Origin of the sequence: Paenibacillus sp. FSL L8-0333 (assembly GCF_037965665.1) — a bacterium.
In the GTDB taxonomy this organism is placed as follows: Bacteria; Bacillota; Bacilli; order Paenibacillales; family Paenibacillaceae; genus Paenibacillus_AQ; species Paenibacillus_AQ odorifer.
Genome location: NZ_CP150186.1, coordinates 3,024,238 through 3,040,935, shown reverse-complemented (window position 1 = coordinate 3,040,935; position 16,698 = coordinate 3,024,238). Strand labels below are relative to the sequence as shown.

21 protein-coding genes and 1 tRNA gene are annotated in these 16,698 nt (G+C 46.4%); 2 read left to right on the top strand and 20 right to left on the bottom strand.

What is annotated here, in order from left to right; translation table 11 throughout:
• Positions 1-6 precede the first annotated feature (6 nt).
• Positions 7-783, bottom strand: a complete 777-nt coding sequence (locus NYE72_RS13530) for a hypothetical protein (RefSeq protein ID WP_339211907.1) — start codon at positions 781-783, stop codon at positions 7-9.
• Between the two features lie 68 nt (positions 784-851).
• Between NYE72_RS13530 and NYE72_RS13525 the strand changes: the two genes are divergently transcribed.
• On the top strand, positions 852-1,118 hold the full coding sequence (locus NYE72_RS13525) for a hypothetical protein (RefSeq protein WP_339211906.1): 267 nt from the start codon (positions 852-854) through the stop codon (positions 1,116-1,118).
• On the opposite strand, the gene NYE72_RS13520 is transcribed toward NYE72_RS13525, so the two are convergent.
• The 15 genes from NYE72_RS13520 to NYE72_RS13450 form a co-directional block, all read right to left on the bottom strand.
• Positions 1,105-1,317 (bottom strand): hypothetical protein, encoded by a 213-nt coding sequence (locus NYE72_RS13520; RefSeq protein ID WP_339211905.1) that lies wholly within the window; start codon positions 1,315-1,317, stop codon positions 1,105-1,107. The genes NYE72_RS13525 and NYE72_RS13520 overlap by 14 nt on opposite strands.
• Before the next feature lie 17 nt (positions 1,318-1,334).
• Complete coding sequence (locus NYE72_RS13515; protein ID WP_339211904.1) at positions 1,335-2,735, bottom strand: hypothetical protein; 1,401 nt, start codon at positions 2,733-2,735, stop codon at positions 1,335-1,337.
• Positions 2,732-3,289: a hypothetical protein gene (locus NYE72_RS13510; protein WP_339211903.1), complete on the bottom strand. Its 558-nt coding sequence runs from the start codon at positions 3,287-3,289 to the stop codon at positions 2,732-2,734. The genes NYE72_RS13515 and NYE72_RS13510 overlap by 4 nt, the downstream gene beginning before the upstream one ends.
• Before the next feature lie 65 nt (positions 3,290-3,354).
• Positions 3,355-4,575, bottom strand: a complete 1,221-nt coding sequence (locus NYE72_RS13505) for a hypothetical protein (RefSeq protein ID WP_339211902.1) — start codon at positions 4,573-4,575, stop codon at positions 3,355-3,357.
• Positions 4,576-4,743: 168 nt separating this feature from the next.
• Positions 4,744-6,747, bottom strand: coding sequence for a polysaccharide deacetylase family protein (locus NYE72_RS13500; RefSeq protein ID WP_339211900.1), 2,004 nt, complete (start codon positions 6,745-6,747; stop codon positions 4,744-4,746).
• A gap of 2 nt (positions 6,748-6,749) precedes the next feature.
• Positions 6,750-7,352: a hypothetical protein gene (locus NYE72_RS13495; protein ID WP_339211899.1), complete on the bottom strand. Its 603-nt coding sequence runs from the start codon at positions 7,350-7,352 to the stop codon at positions 6,750-6,752.
• Between the two features lie 13 nt (positions 7,353-7,365).
• Positions 7,366-7,755 carry a head fiber protein gene (locus NYE72_RS13490; RefSeq protein WP_339211898.1) on the bottom strand — a complete coding sequence of 130 codons (390 nt, stop codon included), beginning with the start codon at positions 7,753-7,755 and terminating at the stop codon, positions 7,366-7,368.
• Positions 7,736-7,933 (bottom strand): hypothetical protein, encoded by a 198-nt coding sequence (locus NYE72_RS13485; RefSeq protein ID WP_339211896.1) that lies wholly within the window; start codon positions 7,931-7,933, stop codon positions 7,736-7,738. Before NYE72_RS13485 ends, NYE72_RS13490 begins: the two co-directional genes overlap by 20 nt.
• A gap of 51 nt (positions 7,934-7,984) precedes the next feature.
• A complete protein-coding gene (locus NYE72_RS13480) occupies positions 7,985-8,947 on the bottom strand; it encodes a Mu-like prophage major head subunit gpT family protein (protein WP_339211895.1) in 963 nt (320 codons plus the stop codon).
• 20 nt (positions 8,948-8,967) lie between these two features.
• Entirely contained in the window at positions 8,968-9,387 is a 420-nt protein-coding gene (locus tag NYE72_RS13475; RefSeq protein WP_339211894.1) for a hypothetical protein, read from the bottom strand.
• Between the two features lie 14 nt (positions 9,388-9,401).
• Positions 9,402-10,367: a hypothetical protein gene (locus tag NYE72_RS13470; RefSeq protein WP_339211893.1), complete on the bottom strand. Its 966-nt coding sequence runs from the start codon at positions 10,365-10,367 to the stop codon at positions 9,402-9,404.
• Positions 10,368-10,424: 57 nt separating this feature from the next.
• A complete protein-coding gene (locus NYE72_RS13465) occupies positions 10,425-12,530 on the bottom strand; it encodes a hypothetical protein (RefSeq protein WP_339211892.1) in 2,106 nt (701 codons plus the stop codon).
• Positions 12,527-12,745 (bottom strand): hypothetical protein, encoded by a 219-nt coding sequence (locus NYE72_RS13460; RefSeq protein ID WP_339211891.1) that lies wholly within the window; start codon positions 12,743-12,745, stop codon positions 12,527-12,529. Before NYE72_RS13460 ends, NYE72_RS13465 begins: the two co-directional genes overlap by 4 nt.
• Positions 12,746-12,967: 222 nt before the next feature.
• Positions 12,968-14,419, bottom strand: a complete 1,452-nt coding sequence (locus NYE72_RS13455) for a terminase family protein (protein WP_339211889.1) — start codon at positions 14,417-14,419, stop codon at positions 12,968-12,970.
• A complete protein-coding gene (locus NYE72_RS13450) occupies positions 14,416-14,886 on the bottom strand; it encodes a transposase (RefSeq protein WP_339211888.1) in 471 nt (156 codons plus the stop codon). The genes NYE72_RS13455 and NYE72_RS13450 overlap by 4 nt, the downstream gene beginning before the upstream one ends.
• A gap of 90 nt (positions 14,887-14,976) precedes the next feature.
• Between NYE72_RS13450 and NYE72_RS13445 the strand changes: the two genes are divergently transcribed.
• Positions 14,977-15,321 (top strand): hypothetical protein, encoded by a 345-nt coding sequence (locus NYE72_RS13445; protein ID WP_339211887.1) that lies wholly within the window; start codon positions 14,977-14,979, stop codon positions 15,319-15,321.
• Positions 15,322-15,351: 30 nt separating this feature from the next.
• Here the strand turns inward: NYE72_RS13445 and NYE72_RS13440 are convergent, their stop codons facing one another.
• The 4 genes from NYE72_RS13440 to NYE72_RS13425 all read right to left on the bottom strand — a co-directional run bounded on the left by NYE72_RS13440 (position 15,352) and on the right by NYE72_RS13425 (position 16,695).
• Positions 15,352-15,555, bottom strand: coding sequence for a hypothetical protein (locus NYE72_RS13440; protein WP_339211886.1), 204 nt, complete (start codon positions 15,553-15,555; stop codon positions 15,352-15,354).
• Complete coding sequence (locus tag NYE72_RS13435) at positions 15,552-15,794, bottom strand: hypothetical protein (protein ID WP_339211885.1); 243 nt, start codon at positions 15,792-15,794, stop codon at positions 15,552-15,554. The genes NYE72_RS13440 and NYE72_RS13435 overlap by 4 nt, the downstream gene beginning before the upstream one ends.
• 80 nt (positions 15,795-15,874) lie before the next feature.
• Positions 15,875-15,950, bottom strand: a tRNA-Pro gene (locus tag NYE72_RS13430).
• 121 nt (positions 15,951-16,071) lie between these two features.
• Entirely contained in the window at positions 16,072-16,695 is a 624-nt protein-coding gene (locus NYE72_RS13425) for a DUF1492 domain-containing protein (RefSeq protein WP_339211883.1), read from the bottom strand.
• Positions 16,696-16,698 lie beyond the last annotated feature (3 nt).

The window sequence follows — 16,698 nt, the reverse complement described above, 5'->3', positions numbered from 1 at the left end:
TACCATTTAATTTTGAGTGTGTGAATGAGAAGGCACACCATTCCAAACTACGTAACCACCACCTTCTATCGCTAACTTCGTTCCGATAGGGATCCCAGCATTCGCTCCGCCACCAGATCCTGTAGATGCACCAGAAGTGGCTTTACTCGATAATGCTACAGCTAAGCTCTGACCTTCTTCAACACTTCTAGTCTTCGACCAGGAAGGAACGCTTACACTATCCAATGGCCCTGATCCACATCTGAGACTTAAACTTCCTGATTGCGACCCTACAAGCAAATCTAAAGTAGCAAGAAGCGCAGTAAACCCAAATGCCGGACCAAGAATTAATGAAGGAGAACCATTTTTACGAAAGGTAACGGTAGGTTCTCCTGATACCCCCGGTTCTATAGTTACATAGTTTTCTGCATCAGTCCAAACAGCTACAAGGTCTCCGTTATCATTGAGCTCTGCCTTCGGGTATCCTGTCTTTCGTGTAGCGATATACGAACCATAGATTTTAATCGACTCTATAAGCCCAGCTGTAATATGTCCTAAATTTGCGCTGATCGCTGACAATTCGGCCACAGTAATCTTCTCGGCTGTCACAGCTCCAGCCTTCAGGTTCTGAGTCTCGATGCTCTCGGCCCTGATATTATCAAAAGCGATATTACCGTTAAGGATAAACTCAAGATCCTTCGCCATTTTCGCCGTTGTATTAGCCAGATCCTTCACATAGGCTGGTAACGCGGCTGGATCTGTTGGCGGTGCCTGAATACGTGGTGCTTCACTCCATATGGACATCTGATCGACTCCTTGTAGGAAAATACCCCCATTCTGTCGAATCCTATAGGTCAGAAGGGAGGGATAAAATGAGCATCTACTTAATTTCTTATGATTTGAACGACCCAGGTAAAGACTATGCAGCCTTATGGGAGGCAATAGAAAACCTAGGTCCGTTCATAAAGCCGTTGGAGTCTGTATATTTCGTGGCGACAACTCTACGCTCCGATCAAATTGTACCAAGACTTACTCGAGTCATGGACTTGGGCGATGGTCTGGTTGTTACACCGATCGAAAAAGATCCAACAGGTGGGCAGGTCGACCCCGAAGTCTGGAAATGGCTTAGCGCTCACTAGATCCATTTCCTTGACAGCATACAGGCTTATGATCCTCTTTCCATTGCTTAGCTTTTTCAATCGTGGAGCTGTCTAGGTCGGGCAGCTCCACTTCTTTGTTTACCAATTCAGTGTTACAGAAACGGCAACGACCATCCATGTTTGAATCAGAACGTTGTGTCTCGCAATACGGGCAAAATGTTGTTCCTACCTTAATCATTTTGTTCACTCTCCTTATTATCGTATTGGCAGCTGACGCCCCTGCCGAGTAAATTCATGCAGCCGTGCCCAGCCTACGCCGCTGAAGCGAACCCGTATCCAATTTTCGCGCGTGAAGCTGGATACGGGAATAATGACTCGCCTGATCAGAGGTTGTGTGCTGTCGGGAATATCCTGCACCAGTGTCCAATCTTCTCCACTGATAGATGGCGATAAATGCACCTGCAGACTACCTGACAGCTCGAGCATGATCCAAAGCTTATACCAGCGTTGACGCTGAGCCAGGCTGCCACTGTTGAACGGCTTCGTTGTTGCTGACCATGTAACCCCATTCCCGCCATCTGTCGTGCCTTCCAGGCGAAGCACGCGCCCCTGAGCGTCACCAATATATAGTTGATTACCCATAGTAATAATCTGAGTAGCTGAAATATCACGCCAAATAGACCATGCATCTACACCTGAACGGGGGTCATAGACCATAAGTCGATCAGGAGGAAGGTTAAAGTACAGCTTCGTTCCGTCTGATCCGGCCACGCTCTCCGTTGTAATGCCAGAGAGCAGCTTCCCAATTCGGTCACTAAATGCTTTGGTGGGTAGTGTGCCGCCACCATACTCGTAAATGCCGGTCTTATGCATGAAGCGCAGGAAGCCTTCCTGTGTGATGGCACTCTTATTGTTGGCCAGTCCCAGATCTTCTGTGATTTGCTTCGTGTTGAAATCTTGCGGTAATCCGCCATATAGCTCATGTAAGCTCCCCGGCATACCGATAGTCAACTTGGACAGTGAACCGGTCAGCATGTTGATCTCTTCGCCCTTGCTAGATTCCATCGTCTTTCGGTAGCTATCATTTAAGTTACCGTCGAAGTCATCCCATGATGTCGGGTTATCCAATGCGCAGGACCATAGCTCAATGCCAACAGCACACCATAACCTGTTCTGATAGGTGGTGATGTATTTTCCGTTTGCAGGGGCACCGGATAAATCCTGCACGCTACCGCCATCATAGCGCTTCATGGCATTGACACCATTGCAACCAATTAGATTCACGTCATCCAAGTTACCCTGAAAGTTGGTGAAGCTCCAGTCCGCTGCGGTGTCCAGTCCGCTGGCCAATGTCGCCCAAGAGGATCCGTTCCAGCGCTGCCAAGTGCCGTCATTAAACACAACATGAAGCTCTTTGTCCTTCCAGACGCCCATTCCGAGAACTTTTGTACCGGCTGCTCCAAGTACCGAGTATCCCGGCCGTGTCACAAGAGCCGGAAAGTCATCAGAAGTCATATTCCGCATGTCTGTGAAATAACTGTCAGATAGCGACAACGGATCAAAGGTGCTGACACCGTGAAACTCCCGAATTGGAATAGGCTGATGGATGCCAGAGAGCTCTTGAGCCTGCGTCTTGCCATACTGGATCGGCTTCATTTGGAATCACCCACTTGATAGTTCTGAGCCGCCACGTTCCACGCTGCTTTATATTGATCCTCATAGTTGGCTGCCTTGCCTACGTCATCCTGTGTATTTGCAAGGTAAGCTGCCAGCGCTAACACATAAGTCCAGTGGTACTCCTCCGGCGCATCTGGAATTGCGGAAAGATTATCCGCTGAAAAGTTGGTTGTCCCAATCCGGTAGTAGCGTAGAAAACCCTCTAGCGTACCGTATGGAGCCGGCCATACAGAGAGAACATGAGAGGCATCATCAAAGCTGAAGGCGTTCTGCCTCGGCGTAATGGCTGCACTATCCATGCTCATGTACCGGAACATTCCGATCATCAACAGGTCTATATTCTTTTGTCGCACATCCGATGACAGCGTGTAATCACCCTGAGCTGCTACTGATGTGAAACGAGCAATCTTCGGGATCTTCACGACATTAAAAAAATCCTGGTTGATTCCCGTCAATGCCACTGCCTTATCGGTAGTAGGCACATCATTCGGGACCAGGATGTCGGCCTCAGTAATGATCTGTTGGATGTTCAAGACATCACCTTCTTTCAAAATAAAAACAGCCTCTTTTAATGAAGAGACTGTTGCGCAGTATGGTCCTACTGAAACCTAATCAATTTTTGATCATATTTCTGATTCTCTGATAACTCAGGCAATCTAAGTTTATAATCTACTGTCGATGCAAGACTGAAGAACATTACAAGCATACTAACCTTAAATGACATTACTTCCCCCATAGACATTAAAGTAAAACCGAAAATCATCAGTAAAGGAAGGTATTTATACTTGTCTTTTATGTCACTTATAGCATATCGATAGGCCGCAAAAAAAACATAAACCAAGAAAATTCCGAAAAATATCAGTGATACCCATCCAGTCTCACCTAAGATATTTATGAACGTATTGTGTGCTGCCACAACGGTGCGAGTATTAAAATAATCACTTCCTTGACCGAATAACCCAGCTTCACGTATAGTTTGAGACCATGATAAACTGCGTTGGTCTAGTACATCACCGCGAGCAAGTTTAAGTTCAAATTTATATAAAATGTTATTATAAAAGTAAGTATACACAGGTGTTAGTCTTATTAGTAAAAATAAAAACACACCTCCAATCATTGTAAAAACGGCAGTTTTCAATAGTGTCGCCCAAAATCTCCGAACCTTTATTAGCCTTACAGATAAGAAAAATGTCCCTATTAAAACGGTGATCATTACTGCTAAAAGACTAGTCCGACTACCAGATAGAATGATTAAGAATAGCAATAAAAATAAAGCGATTAAATAGATGACTCCTTGCCTAAACTTTACTTTATTAGCGAGAGATTCTTCTAGCTTGTATGTGTATAATGCGAAAAAAGCAATAAATAATGTTGCTGCCACACTCCCCAAAGAATTTGGATTGTAAAATATACCACGGTAAGGAGAAGTGTTTAAACCACTTAAACCTAGAGGTATTACGATAATTGGTAAATGGCTTATAAAGAGCGCACGAAATACAAGTTTATTAACATTCACACCCATGGCAGGGATAATTACGAGTGCTGCAATGTATAAAATAAATAGCATAGCAGCACTAAATAATAGGCTCAAGTCTGTATTGTGAATTGCCGAAAATCCGCAGGCTAATAAATACAAGCCCATGATAAACAAACTAGTGGGGTTCGCTTTAAATTTAGATTTTCCAGACAAAAGAATAATAGGAACTATCAACAAAACCATAGCAGATATCATTACACTTCCCAATGAGTTGAACTTATCGGTTAGATACAATGAGCTGCTAAGAAACAAAAGAATGAAATAAATAAGTATTTTTTTCAATTTTAATCCTCCATATCCTTATATATACCACTAGGATACTATACCAATATTGAAAGGAAAACAATTATATTTAACTCATTTATTCAAACATGCCAATATTACCTGGGCGGCGCGTGTACCACTCTTTTACTAATAGGTTGTTTAATTTAGCAATTACTGCAATACATCTTATACAACGCTTATCTTAACCCATGTCGTCCAAGAACTCGAACCCTCGGTCCATCTACGCCGATACACGGCATCCGAATTGAGAGGATAGAACAGTGCAAAAGAGTAAAACGCATCACCCCGATAAATTCGCATTAAGCCACCAGCAGATAAGAGTGTATCTTGAGCTGCGGCGACCTGTACGTCCGTCCACTTTTTAGCCGTGTACGTTGTGATGGCTGCGTCCATGTTCGTAGCCTGTATCACTGTGTCGCTGATCTCCGTCCAAGCCGACCACGTTGAGCTACCATCAATCCAGTACCGCTTATACATCTTATTGCTAAGCGCTGGATGGTAAATTGCGTAGGAGTAGGCCGTATCGCCACGATACACAGACAGCACACCGCCTGTGGAAAGGAAAGAATCACTTCCTGAAGGTATTTGTACAGCAGAAAGCTTGTGCGTCTCATATTCGGAGATTGCGGCATTCATACCACCGCTTTTCATAGCGTATGCTGGAGTTATATCACCGACTTGTTTCCAAGCTGACCATGTAGAGCTACCGTCTTGCCAATATCGTCTATACACCGAGGTGTTCAGCGCCGGATAGAAGAGTGCAAAAGAGTAAGCGACATTCCCTCGGGTTACTTCCATCACACCGCCGCCGCTTAAAAATGTATCCTGCAAGTTTGTAATTGAAGTGGTAGTTCGCGAGTACGGTTCATATTCTGAGATCGGTGCATCCATGCTGCTTACCGTCATCGTTCTGGATAAAGCTGTTCGATTTGCGATTACCGAGTTGCGAGTTGCTCCGTTCTTACCCACAAAGCTGAAATTCTTAGTGCGTGTATCTCCTTGGCTGATGGAGTTACCGACAAGCTCCTCTGCCTCTCTATAATTTAGAATCGGCATTCCAAGTCCTTTGACGTAATTAATAATAGCCGTCAGGTTGGTTGGACTAGTGGTGTCGTTCCAGCTCAACCCGCAATGGGTAAGTAAAATGTACCATTTATTGTTAGCAAATGCGTCATCGATATATGTCTTTATTGAAGCTAAGGTAACGGTTGCCGGATCGACAAACATCCGAAGCACTTCAAAGCTATCCACAGGTAGAGTATTAATTGCTGTGGCGCCCGCGACTGCATCGATTCCGTATCGATAATATTTTCGAGTCAAAGCCTTTACGGCTATTGCCTTTGCAGGATCAGATATACTAAACAATCCTGTAGGATAAACAAGCCCCAGGCCGTCTCCGAGATCGTTATCAATAAGATACTGCTTACTTAATTGCCACTCTGTTTCAATATCTGCGAGTGAGGTCGTATTCAAGTCTGGATGCGTATAACCGTGAGACAGAATATCATGACCCTCTGCCTTGAGCTGTTTAAGCTGCGCTAATGTCATATGCCCCGATGTGCCGACGAATGACGTGTTCACAGCCTGGCTTATTTTAATATCAGTAGCATCAAGAATCGGCTTCCAGCGAGTAAAAAAGGTATTTGGTGAATCATCATCAACAATCGTAAACATACCACCTATATAGTTACTTCGTCCTTGCATAATATCGACAGTTTCCGCCAACTGCGTATCAGTGGCATTGAGCCGATCCCCTAATTTTGGATAGGGTGCGCCGTTCTCTGGAATGCGTGCATCCACAAGTTCAACAACACTGTCCCCGCTATGCTCGATGAAGTATTCCACCCGGTCACTGGATTTATCTATGGCCTCTTTAACTGTAGCAGCGGCCACTACGCCTGTATAGGTATGATTTGCAGCATCCAGAGGAGCCGGAGCCATCTTATCCAGCGTTATTGCTTTCGGGGCGATTTTTTCCGTGACTACAGCGGACGGACGGATCTTGCGAGCTGTAATAGAGTTGTCCACCACCCCAATCTCAGGAAGCTGGGCGAAGTCCTCAATCCCAGTATCTACTTTCTCCTGAGCGCCTCCTGGTGTTTCCCACTGAGGTGGCTTCCCTGCGCTAATGTCTTCACTTGTATCACGCCATGGATAACGGTCGCTCATATCTACCACCTCTCTTTCACTTCATGAGTCTCATACCCGCTATTTGCTGCTGTGTAATCAGCTAAAAGCTGCAGGTACTTTGTGTTATTCTCCTGTGCTTCGTTTCCACTGGTTATCTCCCTCAGAACGCCATACACCAGGAGCATGTCATAATCCGGATCAAATCCTGTGTCACCTTCCATATCTTCGAAAGTCAACGGGTTCAGAACAGGAAGGTGGAATATCTTAATTCCGTATGCCGTATCGTACTCTGGTACCGGCATGATTCCGATTTTTCCAGCCGTGAAATAGTAATAGGACTTGTTAGCCTTCTGATCGAACTGCCGGAGCGAAATACGTCGATAGTCTTTACAGTCTCCACCTCGATAAGCAGAAACTCGGACATCCACATCCACCACAGAATCTGGTGAGCATGGGAGAACATATTCAATCTGTCCCTTATGCAAGTCAATGGCCGTACAGATTGTACCGGATTGCCGCTGAGCTGCCGTAGACTGACGCAACAGTCGATCACGCACTGCTGTGACCTTTCGCAGAATGGACTGCGGAGATAGGAAGTGCGGCGACTTCTCAATAATCTCTTCTACTACATCACTAACCTTCATGTGGCGTCGCTCCTTAAGCCATGATTCCGGCAGACTTTAGTTTGGCAAGAAGCGCATTGAGGTCAGCCACTAACCCCGCAACGTCTGTAGCGGTGCTGCTTGCTTGTGTGGCTGCCTGTTTTACTCCTCCGGACACTGAAGCCGTAGCAGCCGGTAGTGTATAGGGTGTACCGGCTCCAATAGCTGTACGTGCAGCTGCAGCATCGGCTCCGGCAGCAATAACAGTAGGTTTTCCCGTAATCGCAGACCATGCGACTACAGTAGATCCACCAAGGTCAATCGGTTGGCCCTCGGCATCCAGGAACACAATGTAACTCGGATACCTCCCGTGAGGCAGCGCCGGTGCATCAGCTGCGGCTATTACTTCATAAAAGTCTGGCATTCTACTTTTTGGTAGTGACATTCTTAACACTTCCTTTCGGTTTGGCTGTAGTCTTTACTGATATTGCACGTGAGCGTACTCGTCGGCTGTATCGGATCGATGCGCTGGAAGGTTTTCGAGAGATTTGTCCTTTGGCCTGTACAAGCTCGGCATAAATGGCGTTCAATACATCCAGTTCATCTCGAAAAGGATATGGCATGTTCATTCCTCCAAACAATAAAGCGGGAGCCGCTAAGCCCCCGCCAGTTGATTATTCTGTAACTTCATGGCCGTAAATGAATGAATAGTTGATAAAGCCATATGCCCAGCGACCAACAACCTTATGCTTTGTGACCTCGGTATCAAAGTCTGTAATACTACCGTCTTCTGGCTTCCGGCGCCATTGCCAGATATTAAATTGTTGAAGGCGTGCCGAATCCACCGCAAACCAGTTCTTACGCTTGGACGGATTAATGAACGGATTGACGATAACCTTGATATGCCCTTGGTACATGTTAGCGTCGAAGTGATTGCTTCCTGGTTCGTAGGCTGGCAGATCTTTATCTGGAAGACCAGCGATCTTGAAAGCTGCACGAGCGTTATATGGAGCAACAATCAACGTATCTGGAATAACCGCCATTGGATTTCCCTTGTCATCTTTCCATTCTTGCATTGCCACCGCAGTCTCGTCCCACGAATCGACCGTTAGAGGCTGCGTACTTTTGTTTGATTGGGTATCTGTGCTATTGGTTGGGCTATACGGATGATCTGTCGCCACCAAAGGCTTTCCATCAGGTCCGAGATAACTGTCAATACGTCCGCGCCAGTTCGGGCCTGTAGCAGCAAAAGCGTTATTCAGGAACTCCACACCCTGTAACTGCTGTGTCTTGTAAACCCCATCCGCGAGGGACACAATACGGCGCTTGATCTCTGTCAGCTGAAGGTCTTCCACGAAGTCCTTCTCGATGATTCGTCCATCGGAGAACTTGCGGTTTTTGATGACCTTCTGCCACAATTCGTCGATGTCCTCGTAGAAAACCTGGTTGTTAGAATGTTTCCACTCTTCCATCAGGCCCTCTCCACCGATTCCGTTATAAGACTCCATAGCTTTCGTGGAATTGGTGACATTGTACATCAGCTTAATATAGTCTTTCTTATTCTTCATAGCTTGATTGTAGAGTCCTTTAAATACAGGCTCCAGAACTCTCGGATCCCATCGAAGTGCAGTTTGCATAATTTAGTCCCCTTTCTCTCTTAAGAGAACTGGCGGTTCTTAACTTTAACCCGCGCAGTCTTTTTATTTGTGTTAATCGACAACACCGACAATGCCCCGCCGGTGACAGTAGCTGCATTCGCAGACAAGCCATCTGCTGCCAGCACCACTCCGGTCACACCCTGAACAAAACCAGCAGCTGGGCTACCCGAATAAGGAGCGTCATACCAGTCACCTTCGCGAGCCAAGATGAATTCCGTCTCTTTATCGGTACCTGCAACTACATTTGCAGTCAAAAAACCCGCGATGGGATCCGTAGGTGCCGCCTTTGTTACTCGTCCAGACACTAATTTGATCGCCTCACCTGCAGAACCGGCTTCATCATCCTTCATGAGGAACTCAGTAATCCGAGTCGGATCTTTACCATAATCGTTGTATACGTATCTGAATCCTTGCGGCATAACATACCGCCTCCTTATCGTTTAAAATTCTTGGAATACTTTGCGGCCTCGTTCGGATCTAGTCCGAACATTTTGAAAGCATCTTGCAACTCTTGAGGAACCTCAGCTTCCAGTGGAGCTCCTGCGGCACCAAGCGATTGTCCACGCTTATTCAGTCGGGTTTGCTTGATGACCTCCTGTTTGGCCTGCTTGCGGGTTACAGCCGTCAAGCTATCACGATGAACTAGCTCATAAGCATCTATGGGGTCATAGCCTCTCTGCAGCTTTGCCTGCATGTCAGCAGTCAACCAGGTTGCCCCCGTACCGTCTGCATTGACTTGATCTGCTAAGTCAGGATATTTAGCAAAGAGTGACTCCCAGCCCTGTACGGCTTGTTGCTGCACAGTCTCCAGTTGCCTTGTCTGCTGAGCTGTCTGTTCACGCTCAATCACCTGACGAGCTTGTTTCAATATGGGATGGTTGTCTAAATACTGCTCTAAGGCATCCGGATCAATAGCGGCGTCCTCAGCTTCTTGGCGCAATCGCTGTTTCAGCTGATCAAATTGATCTTGCTGGCGCTGCACTTGCTGTTGTTCGATCTTGTCGAGGTTAGCCAGTAGCTCAGCATGATCCTTATATCCTTGTTGGTGTGCAAGGCGATCCAAAGCGCTCTCGTATTGTTGATTACGGCCTTTGATCTTGTCATAATTGAGACCCATCTGCAGGAACTCTGGAACCTTTTCTTCATCGACTGTTACGTCCTGTCCGTTATGTTTGACGGTAACTCCCTTAACTCCAGATGCCGGCAGCTGATCTATGGCGGGATCTACTTCCTCATCTGTTTCTTCAAGGTCGTCATTGTCAGGATCTTCGTCAGTATCCTCGGAATAATCAATGCCAAAAGCCTTGTAATAATCCCTAACTGACTGCTCGTCCTCATTGTCTAACTGATCTTCTACCTCTTCGCTATGGCTGGCGTTCGGGTCGATTGTGTCTCCCATTACAAACATCCTCCTTATCCGCTATGGCTGGCGGCAGTAAAATAGGCCAAAGGATTCTCACCCTTGGCCAGGCTGTATATTTTGCATCAATCCACTAGCGACCTTCGCGGCCTCTAGGTCAACTTTCTGTTGCTGGATGGAGCGGCTAAACTGTTGTTCTTCTTGATACTGCTGCTGACTCATACCTTGAAGCTGAGCCACTTGCTGTTGAAGCGCCTGATTCTGTTGCACAGCTTGTTGGGCTTGGGCAAGCTGTTCCTGCATCTGTTGTTCGCGACCAGATGCTTGCTCAATGCGTTCCTTGATAACGTCCATTGGCTCCATACGACCGTTCTGGATGACGTATCGGATGCCCTCTGCATCGATCATCGGTAGCTTGGTGATCGGGTCAACCACCTGCAGCATATTAAAGGCGAGCTGCATCCAGTATTCACGATCCTGCGGCTTCTCCGTCCCGATATGCACCGTGATATCAAACTCAGGCACATACTCTTCTTTGACGGATAATTCCTCTGGCATCGGTTCACCTGACACTGGATCGGGAACCTCATTGCCTGTCTCATACGATGCAGGAACGGATCCTACAATGGAATCCCGGCTTATGGATACCTGACGTCCAGTGACGCGCACGATACGTTCCTCAGTGTAAAACTGTGCCATCAATTCAATGTACTGCCCAAAGACTTCCTCCAGCGTCTCCTGGATGGTGTCCGATGCAGTATTAAGACGTGTACCGGCAGCTGACATAAGAGCTTTAGCCTGTTCTCCACTGGTTACACTAGCATTGGAAGCACCGTTGGAACTATCGAACTGCCCCGGGACCTTCTGCAACATCTCGTCGTAATAAGACAGGGCGTTAAACAGACTACCTGGGATATTGGTACCTTGGATCTCCTTAACGTCATTCAGCCGTCCCTGCGCTACGGGGAGCATGGCACCCGGCTGGCTACGACGTTCCTGCCAGGTCTGTGGCTTCGTGATAGCTCCATCCTCGTACATGATCGCTCCATTGCCCTGTCTGGCCATGGTTTCGATGGCGATCTCAGCATATTTGTTCTTGAAGATCTGGGGCTTAATCATATCGCGCATGAACCCCTTGCCCCATAGATTTGCCTCGTCCGGAAACAGAGTACGTGCCTGGAAGGGATACTGGCCATGGTCATACATATACGCCTTATGCTCCAGGAACACCCCAGAAGTTGAAACGTAAATACAGTGAATGCCTTCCATGTTACCTGCTGCTTTGGCGATATCCTCGGAAGGATCTACACCGTGGGCTAGTTTGTCAGCAGCTGCCTCTGTGAACAGATCGTTATCTTCCTGTGTCACAATCTTTGGCAGGCCTCGGTACCAATACTCAATGAGGCCTGCAGTCTGCCGGCGCTCAGCTTTATTAGGAGAACCTAGCGAAACGTCATGGTTAAAACCATCGGAACTGATTCCGTCTACCTCGAAAACATCCTCTCCGCCACCGTTGTCAGGCTCCACCTTGGCTCCTTGCTCAGGCCAACGCTTGCGGAAATACTCTAGCGGTTGAGGAACCTTAATGATGTGTGCTGCTCCATCCTGTAGATACAGAAAATCCCTAATACGTGGGTCAGGGTAGAAGCTGCCAAGATCCACCGGAATGATATCGTTGCGGCCTTGGTATCGATTCTTTCCTCTGCCACCTTCAATGCTAGGGTCAAAGATTGTCTTATAGATCAGCGGCCCATGAATGACCATCCTCCGTACTGCGCGGATGTGTTTGGCCTTGAATTTAATCTGCCGTAACTCCTTAGGCACGTAATCATTTAGGTTTCGAGCAGCAGAATCATCTCCTGGCTCTACGCCCTCGAAGTCCGGATAAGGCATCCATCCACAAAGCTTACCGACAATAGCTTCGATCTGTGACCAGGCAATATTCTCGACCGCGTTGGGCCGCTGCCTGGAAGTACTATCTGAACGAAGTCCATACCAGTGATCCCCCTTATAGAAACGCTGCTCTTCACGCCAGTAATCTTCCACAGGTTGCCGATCGGCTTTAAACACATTAAAGTCGGACATCACCGTCTCATACAGCACCTGCTGCTCGGGAGTGTTTGGATCCACGGTACGTTGCTTGGTGTCTTCGTTATCGAATATCCCTTTGAGACGATCATAAGCATTCTGTATTAATGTCATTCGTTATCACCTACTCCATCGTCATACCAGGACTTCGGCTTGTATTCTTGTTCCTCTGGCGGCCGCTCTACCCGTGGAAGGTGTGCCGCATACTCAGTGTAGTTGCGAGCCATCAGACGATTCTGCAGATCGACGATAATCCTATCCTGTACCTGCAGCCGCCACGCAGAAAAAGCGATAGCCGCAAAGGTCATCGCTACCAGTCCAATTACCATTTTTATCGCCTTCCCTCTGCATAAAGTTTGTATAATCGTTTTAATACTGAAAAACAAAAACCCCACAACCGCGCGGGTTTATGGGTAAATGTATAACGTATGCATATGGAGTTTATCTACTTCGTGAATGAAACCCTTATGTATCAAGGGTTTTCAGTGCTGGACATATTCACCAAACTCTGTCTTTTGTACAGTAGTCTTGCATAAACACTGTATATGGAATTACCAAAAGCCCTGAACCTTGAAAGGCTCGTCCTCATCATCGTCGGATTCAAAATCACGGCGCCGATCACTGAGCTGATCTGGATCTGCTGACCAGGCTTCTGTAGCCTTTGTATCCGTCGCGCGACTCATGCACCAGTATCGAAGCGCATCGGGTATGTGATCCAGCGGATGAGCTGCCACATCCTCGACCTTCTTATCGTCGTGAACCATGGATGGTATAGCTTCGATCGCCTTAATGCAAGTGGAGAATATCTTCAGCTTGGTTGCCTTGTAGACATTTCCTGTTACATGATCAATGGCATCATAAGGATGTAGCCACTCTCTCAGACGCTTCCAGCCATTAACTCGTTCCTTCTTTGCCTGGATGAGTGTTACGCCTTTCTGAGCAAATATTTCTGCCGGCGTAATCTTTTCCGTTTTTGATCGGTTCCAGAAACTTGTATCAGCCACGTTGTACTCATATTCCTCAGTGACGGGACTGTTAAGCCGCACTAGTCCTACTTGCTCTGACGTTAGCAGCTTTGTCTTGGCTAACTCTCGATAGAGATAGGCTGTACCATCAGGTGCCAAAGCAATCCAGAGGCAGATGAATGGGTCTGTATAACCTTCATCCAGTGCCCTAAATCGTTTCCATGTCTTTGGAATATCAAATGGTTCCACAATATGCAAAGAGCGGCTGAATTCACTAAAATATTGACCCGCAAAGGTATCCCAATCCCCATCTAGCAGCTGCTTTCGTTCCTGCTCAGGAAGCTGCATAAGCCGGACGATATAATTGGGATCAGCCTCCAGCAATGCTGGGTTATCCTGTACTTTAGCGGGAATAAAAATACGTCTAGATATGATTGGCTCACCTGTATCAGGGTGGTACAGTAACTCTCCTTCGTCATTCGTCTCGTGGATGTGGTGCACTTTTTCCCACTCTCCAATGTCGATGAATCGTTTCTTCACCCAAGCATGGCCAACACTTCCTGGATTGGTTGTACTCTTGATATATCTAGGATATGGAGTAGATCCCCGTAGCCGTGATAACATGAAAGTGTACCAACCTTCTTCGAAGTGTGTAACTTCTTCCCAGCGGATTACATCGTACTCAGCGCCGGCATAATTGGCCTTATGCATGTCACTGTCAAAGTAGGCTAACTCGATCACAGAGCCATTAACAAACACCCACTCATGCTTTGACTGATTATATTTTCCGAGCTCCTTAGGGTAAACCACAATCGTCCGGGCGATGATTGAACGCTGGAGATCCGGAAAGGTTCGCCGAAAGATAATTTGTCGGCTGCCCTTATACTGCATGGCATACTTCAGTGCATCCCATATCGTTGCCTCTGATTTACCGCCACCAGCAGCGCCGCCGTACAGCAACTCGTCAATGTCATTGGTCTGATGATACACCTGTTGACGCGGTTGTGGCTTATAAGGAATAACCACAGTCTGTGTCATTCAGATACCTCCATTCCTGGCGCAAAAACAACGTTTAGGCTGCCATCCACATTAGCATCAATGTCTTTCTTATCCCGCCACTGTTCGGGTTTCCGGTTCTTCAGCCAGAAGATCTGCGCAGTAACATCCGGCTGCACCTCTTTGGTCACGCGCTTGGTCTCGACCATCACGCGCTTTTCTTCTCCTGTCTCTTCATCAACAACAGTTCCAGGCTCCCTGATCACTTCGTCATATCGGTATCCAACTGCCCGTTTGAACAAGGCATTCTCTACCTCAACGTCAGCTACCTCTTGACCTTTTTTTAAGGCTGCCGAAAGTGCCGGGTACTTATCCTTGTATACCCTGAACGTCGAATAAGCCACGCCAAGCTTCAGCGCAGTCTGCTCTTCGGTATACCCATCACGAGCCCATGCTTGGATGAGTAGCAATTTGGGTTCGACATGAGATTGATATTTGCTTACCGCCATCACAAGCAGCTCCTTTACAATTTAATTAACCTTAGGGTATCTTTAATTCCAAGAACAGCATCCCAATAAAAATTGAAAGCTGGTGCATTAATGCCTGAAGTTAACAATAATACTTTTAAAATCTTACTTACACGCTTCGATGACATTTCAAAATACTATAACAATGCGATGGAATACATCGACTTAGATCCTGATGTGCCTGATTTCGGTATTGATGATCGTGTAGTACTCGATGGTTTCGCTTCTAACCATGATGACCTTGTACCAAGTATTGACTCATTGTTATATGACATTAATCTTATATTTAATTCCATTTCAATTAAGGACAAATCCCGTCAAAAGTACAAAGAGATGGTTAGTCAACTAGATGAATATAAAAGTACATTGAACCATGTTTATTCTAGTTTAGAACATCATATCAACGCACCGTATTAAATTTAACGATGCCCCTTTAAGGGGCTCTTTTTAGTTCCTCGCTACAGCCGCATTCGCCCAAAATACGGATTGTTCTAGGTTTGTCATTGCCAGGGACTGCTCACGGCTCTTCGGCGTTACTTCTTCGATCAAATAGGCCAGTTCCTTCGCCTTCTCACGGATCTGTTCGTAAATATCAGGTTGTTCAGGTTTCGGGGCATGGTAGCTGAAATTGTTCTCGATTACTGGATTCATTCGGTTACCTCCTCATAAGTTTTTACAAAGATGTCAGGTTTGCAAGGATAGAACTCACCGTTTACACCTTTGATGATGTAGTCTCCAGGTGATGCCCATATCGTTCCTTCAAGCGTAATTATCCCTACTTTTCCGTTTAACGGCTGCGTCATATTACCTTCAGTAAAGTCATACACATCACCAATTGTTTCAAACTTGATGGCTTCAATCACGACTGGCTTCTTGCGATACTTAGCCAATCAAATCATCCTCTCTAGTCATAAAAAATACCGCTCCGAGATCCGGTAGCGGCTTAGTGTGAAGCTAGGTTATGAATCAATACGAATGACAGGATTTGAACCTGTGAGCTCCTGTGTCCAAGACAGGCGAGAACGGCCAAACTTCTCCACATCCGTGCAATCAAGAGAGGGTTTTGCCCTCTCTTACAACTATTTCACAATATCATCTTAACACGGGAAAAAGGGCTTGTGTTCCTAATTTAGTCCGTAAATTGTCCACAAAAAGTGCAGTTCTCTTCTATCTTGCTAAAGACACATATTCTTTAATCGCTTTCCGCTTGATTTTGTAAAAAGCTGACTTTGACATTTTCAGTTCGTCCATCATTTCCTGATTGGTCTTATTCTCGAAAAATATCATACGCATAATCCTTGGGTAACCTGGCTTATATTCCTCCAACAATTCCAGCACTCCGTCAATCCAGTCGACCTCAGTTCGAAGATCCTGAAGCTCTGCCACGCGCTCCAGTACTTCTTCCAGTTGGTTCAAGTTACAACCTCGGGCATCAATTACCCTTTTGACCTTCCGACGAAGCTCCCGCAGCAGCTTTTCATCCTCGGCATCTGCACCAATAGTCGGGATCGCCTCCAACTGTGCTTTTAAACCAGCTGGGTATCGGGTTAGATAAGCATGCGCGGTAGTTTCCAACCTTTGTTCTTTCTTGTTGAGATATAGATAACTCGGCAGATCCCGTAAACGCCGATGCAATTCTTGAAGCTGATCATCTTCCTCCAGCCGGTTGACGATAATACCAGAACCAATGCTGTACGTTGAAAGAGCCATTATTCGTGCTCGTTTTTGTGGGTACTCCTTAAGCTGCTCAATGACTCGCTGCTCTACCGTTTTATCTTCTATACTGCTCATGGA

Coding starts and splice junctions, on each gene's coding strand:
- NYE72_RS13530 (WP_339211907.1), bottom strand. CDS start 783: ATGTCCATATGGAGTGAAGCACCACGTATTCAGGCACCGCCAACAGAT.
- NYE72_RS13525 (WP_339211906.1), top strand. CDS start 852: ATGAGCATCTACTTAATTTCTTATGATTTGAACGACCCAGGTAAAGAC.
- NYE72_RS13520 (WP_339211905.1), bottom strand. CDS start 1,317: ATGATTAAGGTAGGAACAACATTTTGCCCGTATTGCGAGACACAACGT.
- NYE72_RS13515 (WP_339211904.1), bottom strand. CDS start 2,735: ATGAAGCCGATCCAGTATGGCAAGACGCAGGCTCAAGAGCTCTCTGGC.
- NYE72_RS13500 (WP_339211900.1), bottom strand. CDS start 6,747: ATGAGCGACCGTTATCCATGGCGTGATACAAGTGAAGACATTAGCGCA.
- NYE72_RS13495 (WP_339211899.1), bottom strand. CDS start 7,352: ATGAAGGTTAGTGATGTAGTAGAAGAGATTATTGAGAAGTCGCCGCAC.
- NYE72_RS13490 (WP_339211898.1), bottom strand. CDS start 7,755: ATGTCACTACCAAAAAGTAGAATGCCAGACTTTTATGAAGTAATAGCC.
- NYE72_RS13485 (WP_339211896.1), bottom strand. CDS start 7,933: ATGCCATATCCTTTTCGAGATGAACTGGATGTATTGAACGCCATTTAT.
- NYE72_RS13480 (WP_339211895.1), bottom strand. CDS start 8,947: ATGCAAACTGCACTTCGATGGGATCCGAGAGTTCTGGAGCCTGTATTT.
- NYE72_RS13475 (WP_339211894.1), bottom strand. CDS start 9,387: ATGCCGCAAGGATTCAGATACGTATACAACGATTATGGTAAAGATCCG.
- NYE72_RS13470 (WP_339211893.1), bottom strand. CDS start 10,367: ATGGGAGACACAATCGACCCGAACGCCAGCCATAGCGAAGAGGTAGAA.
- NYE72_RS13465 (WP_339211892.1), bottom strand. CDS start 12,530: ATGACATTAATACAGAATGCTTATGATCGTCTCAAAGGGATATTCGAT.
- NYE72_RS13460 (WP_339211891.1), bottom strand. CDS start 12,745: ATGGTAATTGGACTGGTAGCGATGACCTTTGCGGCTATCGCTTTTTCT.
- NYE72_RS13455 (WP_339211889.1), bottom strand. CDS start 14,419: ATGACACAGACTGTGGTTATTCCTTATAAGCCACAACCGCGTCAACAG.
- NYE72_RS13450 (WP_339211888.1), bottom strand. CDS start 14,886: ATGGCGGTAAGCAAATATCAATCTCATGTCGAACCCAAATTGCTACTC.
- NYE72_RS13445 (WP_339211887.1), top strand. CDS start 14,977: ATGCCTGAAGTTAACAATAATACTTTTAAAATCTTACTTACACGCTTC.
- NYE72_RS13440 (WP_339211886.1), bottom strand. CDS start 15,555: ATGAATCCAGTAATCGAGAACAATTTCAGCTACCATGCCCCGAAACCT.
- NYE72_RS13425 (WP_339211883.1), bottom strand. CDS start 16,695: ATGAGCAGTATAGAAGATAAAACGGTAGAGCAGCGAGTCATTGAGCAG.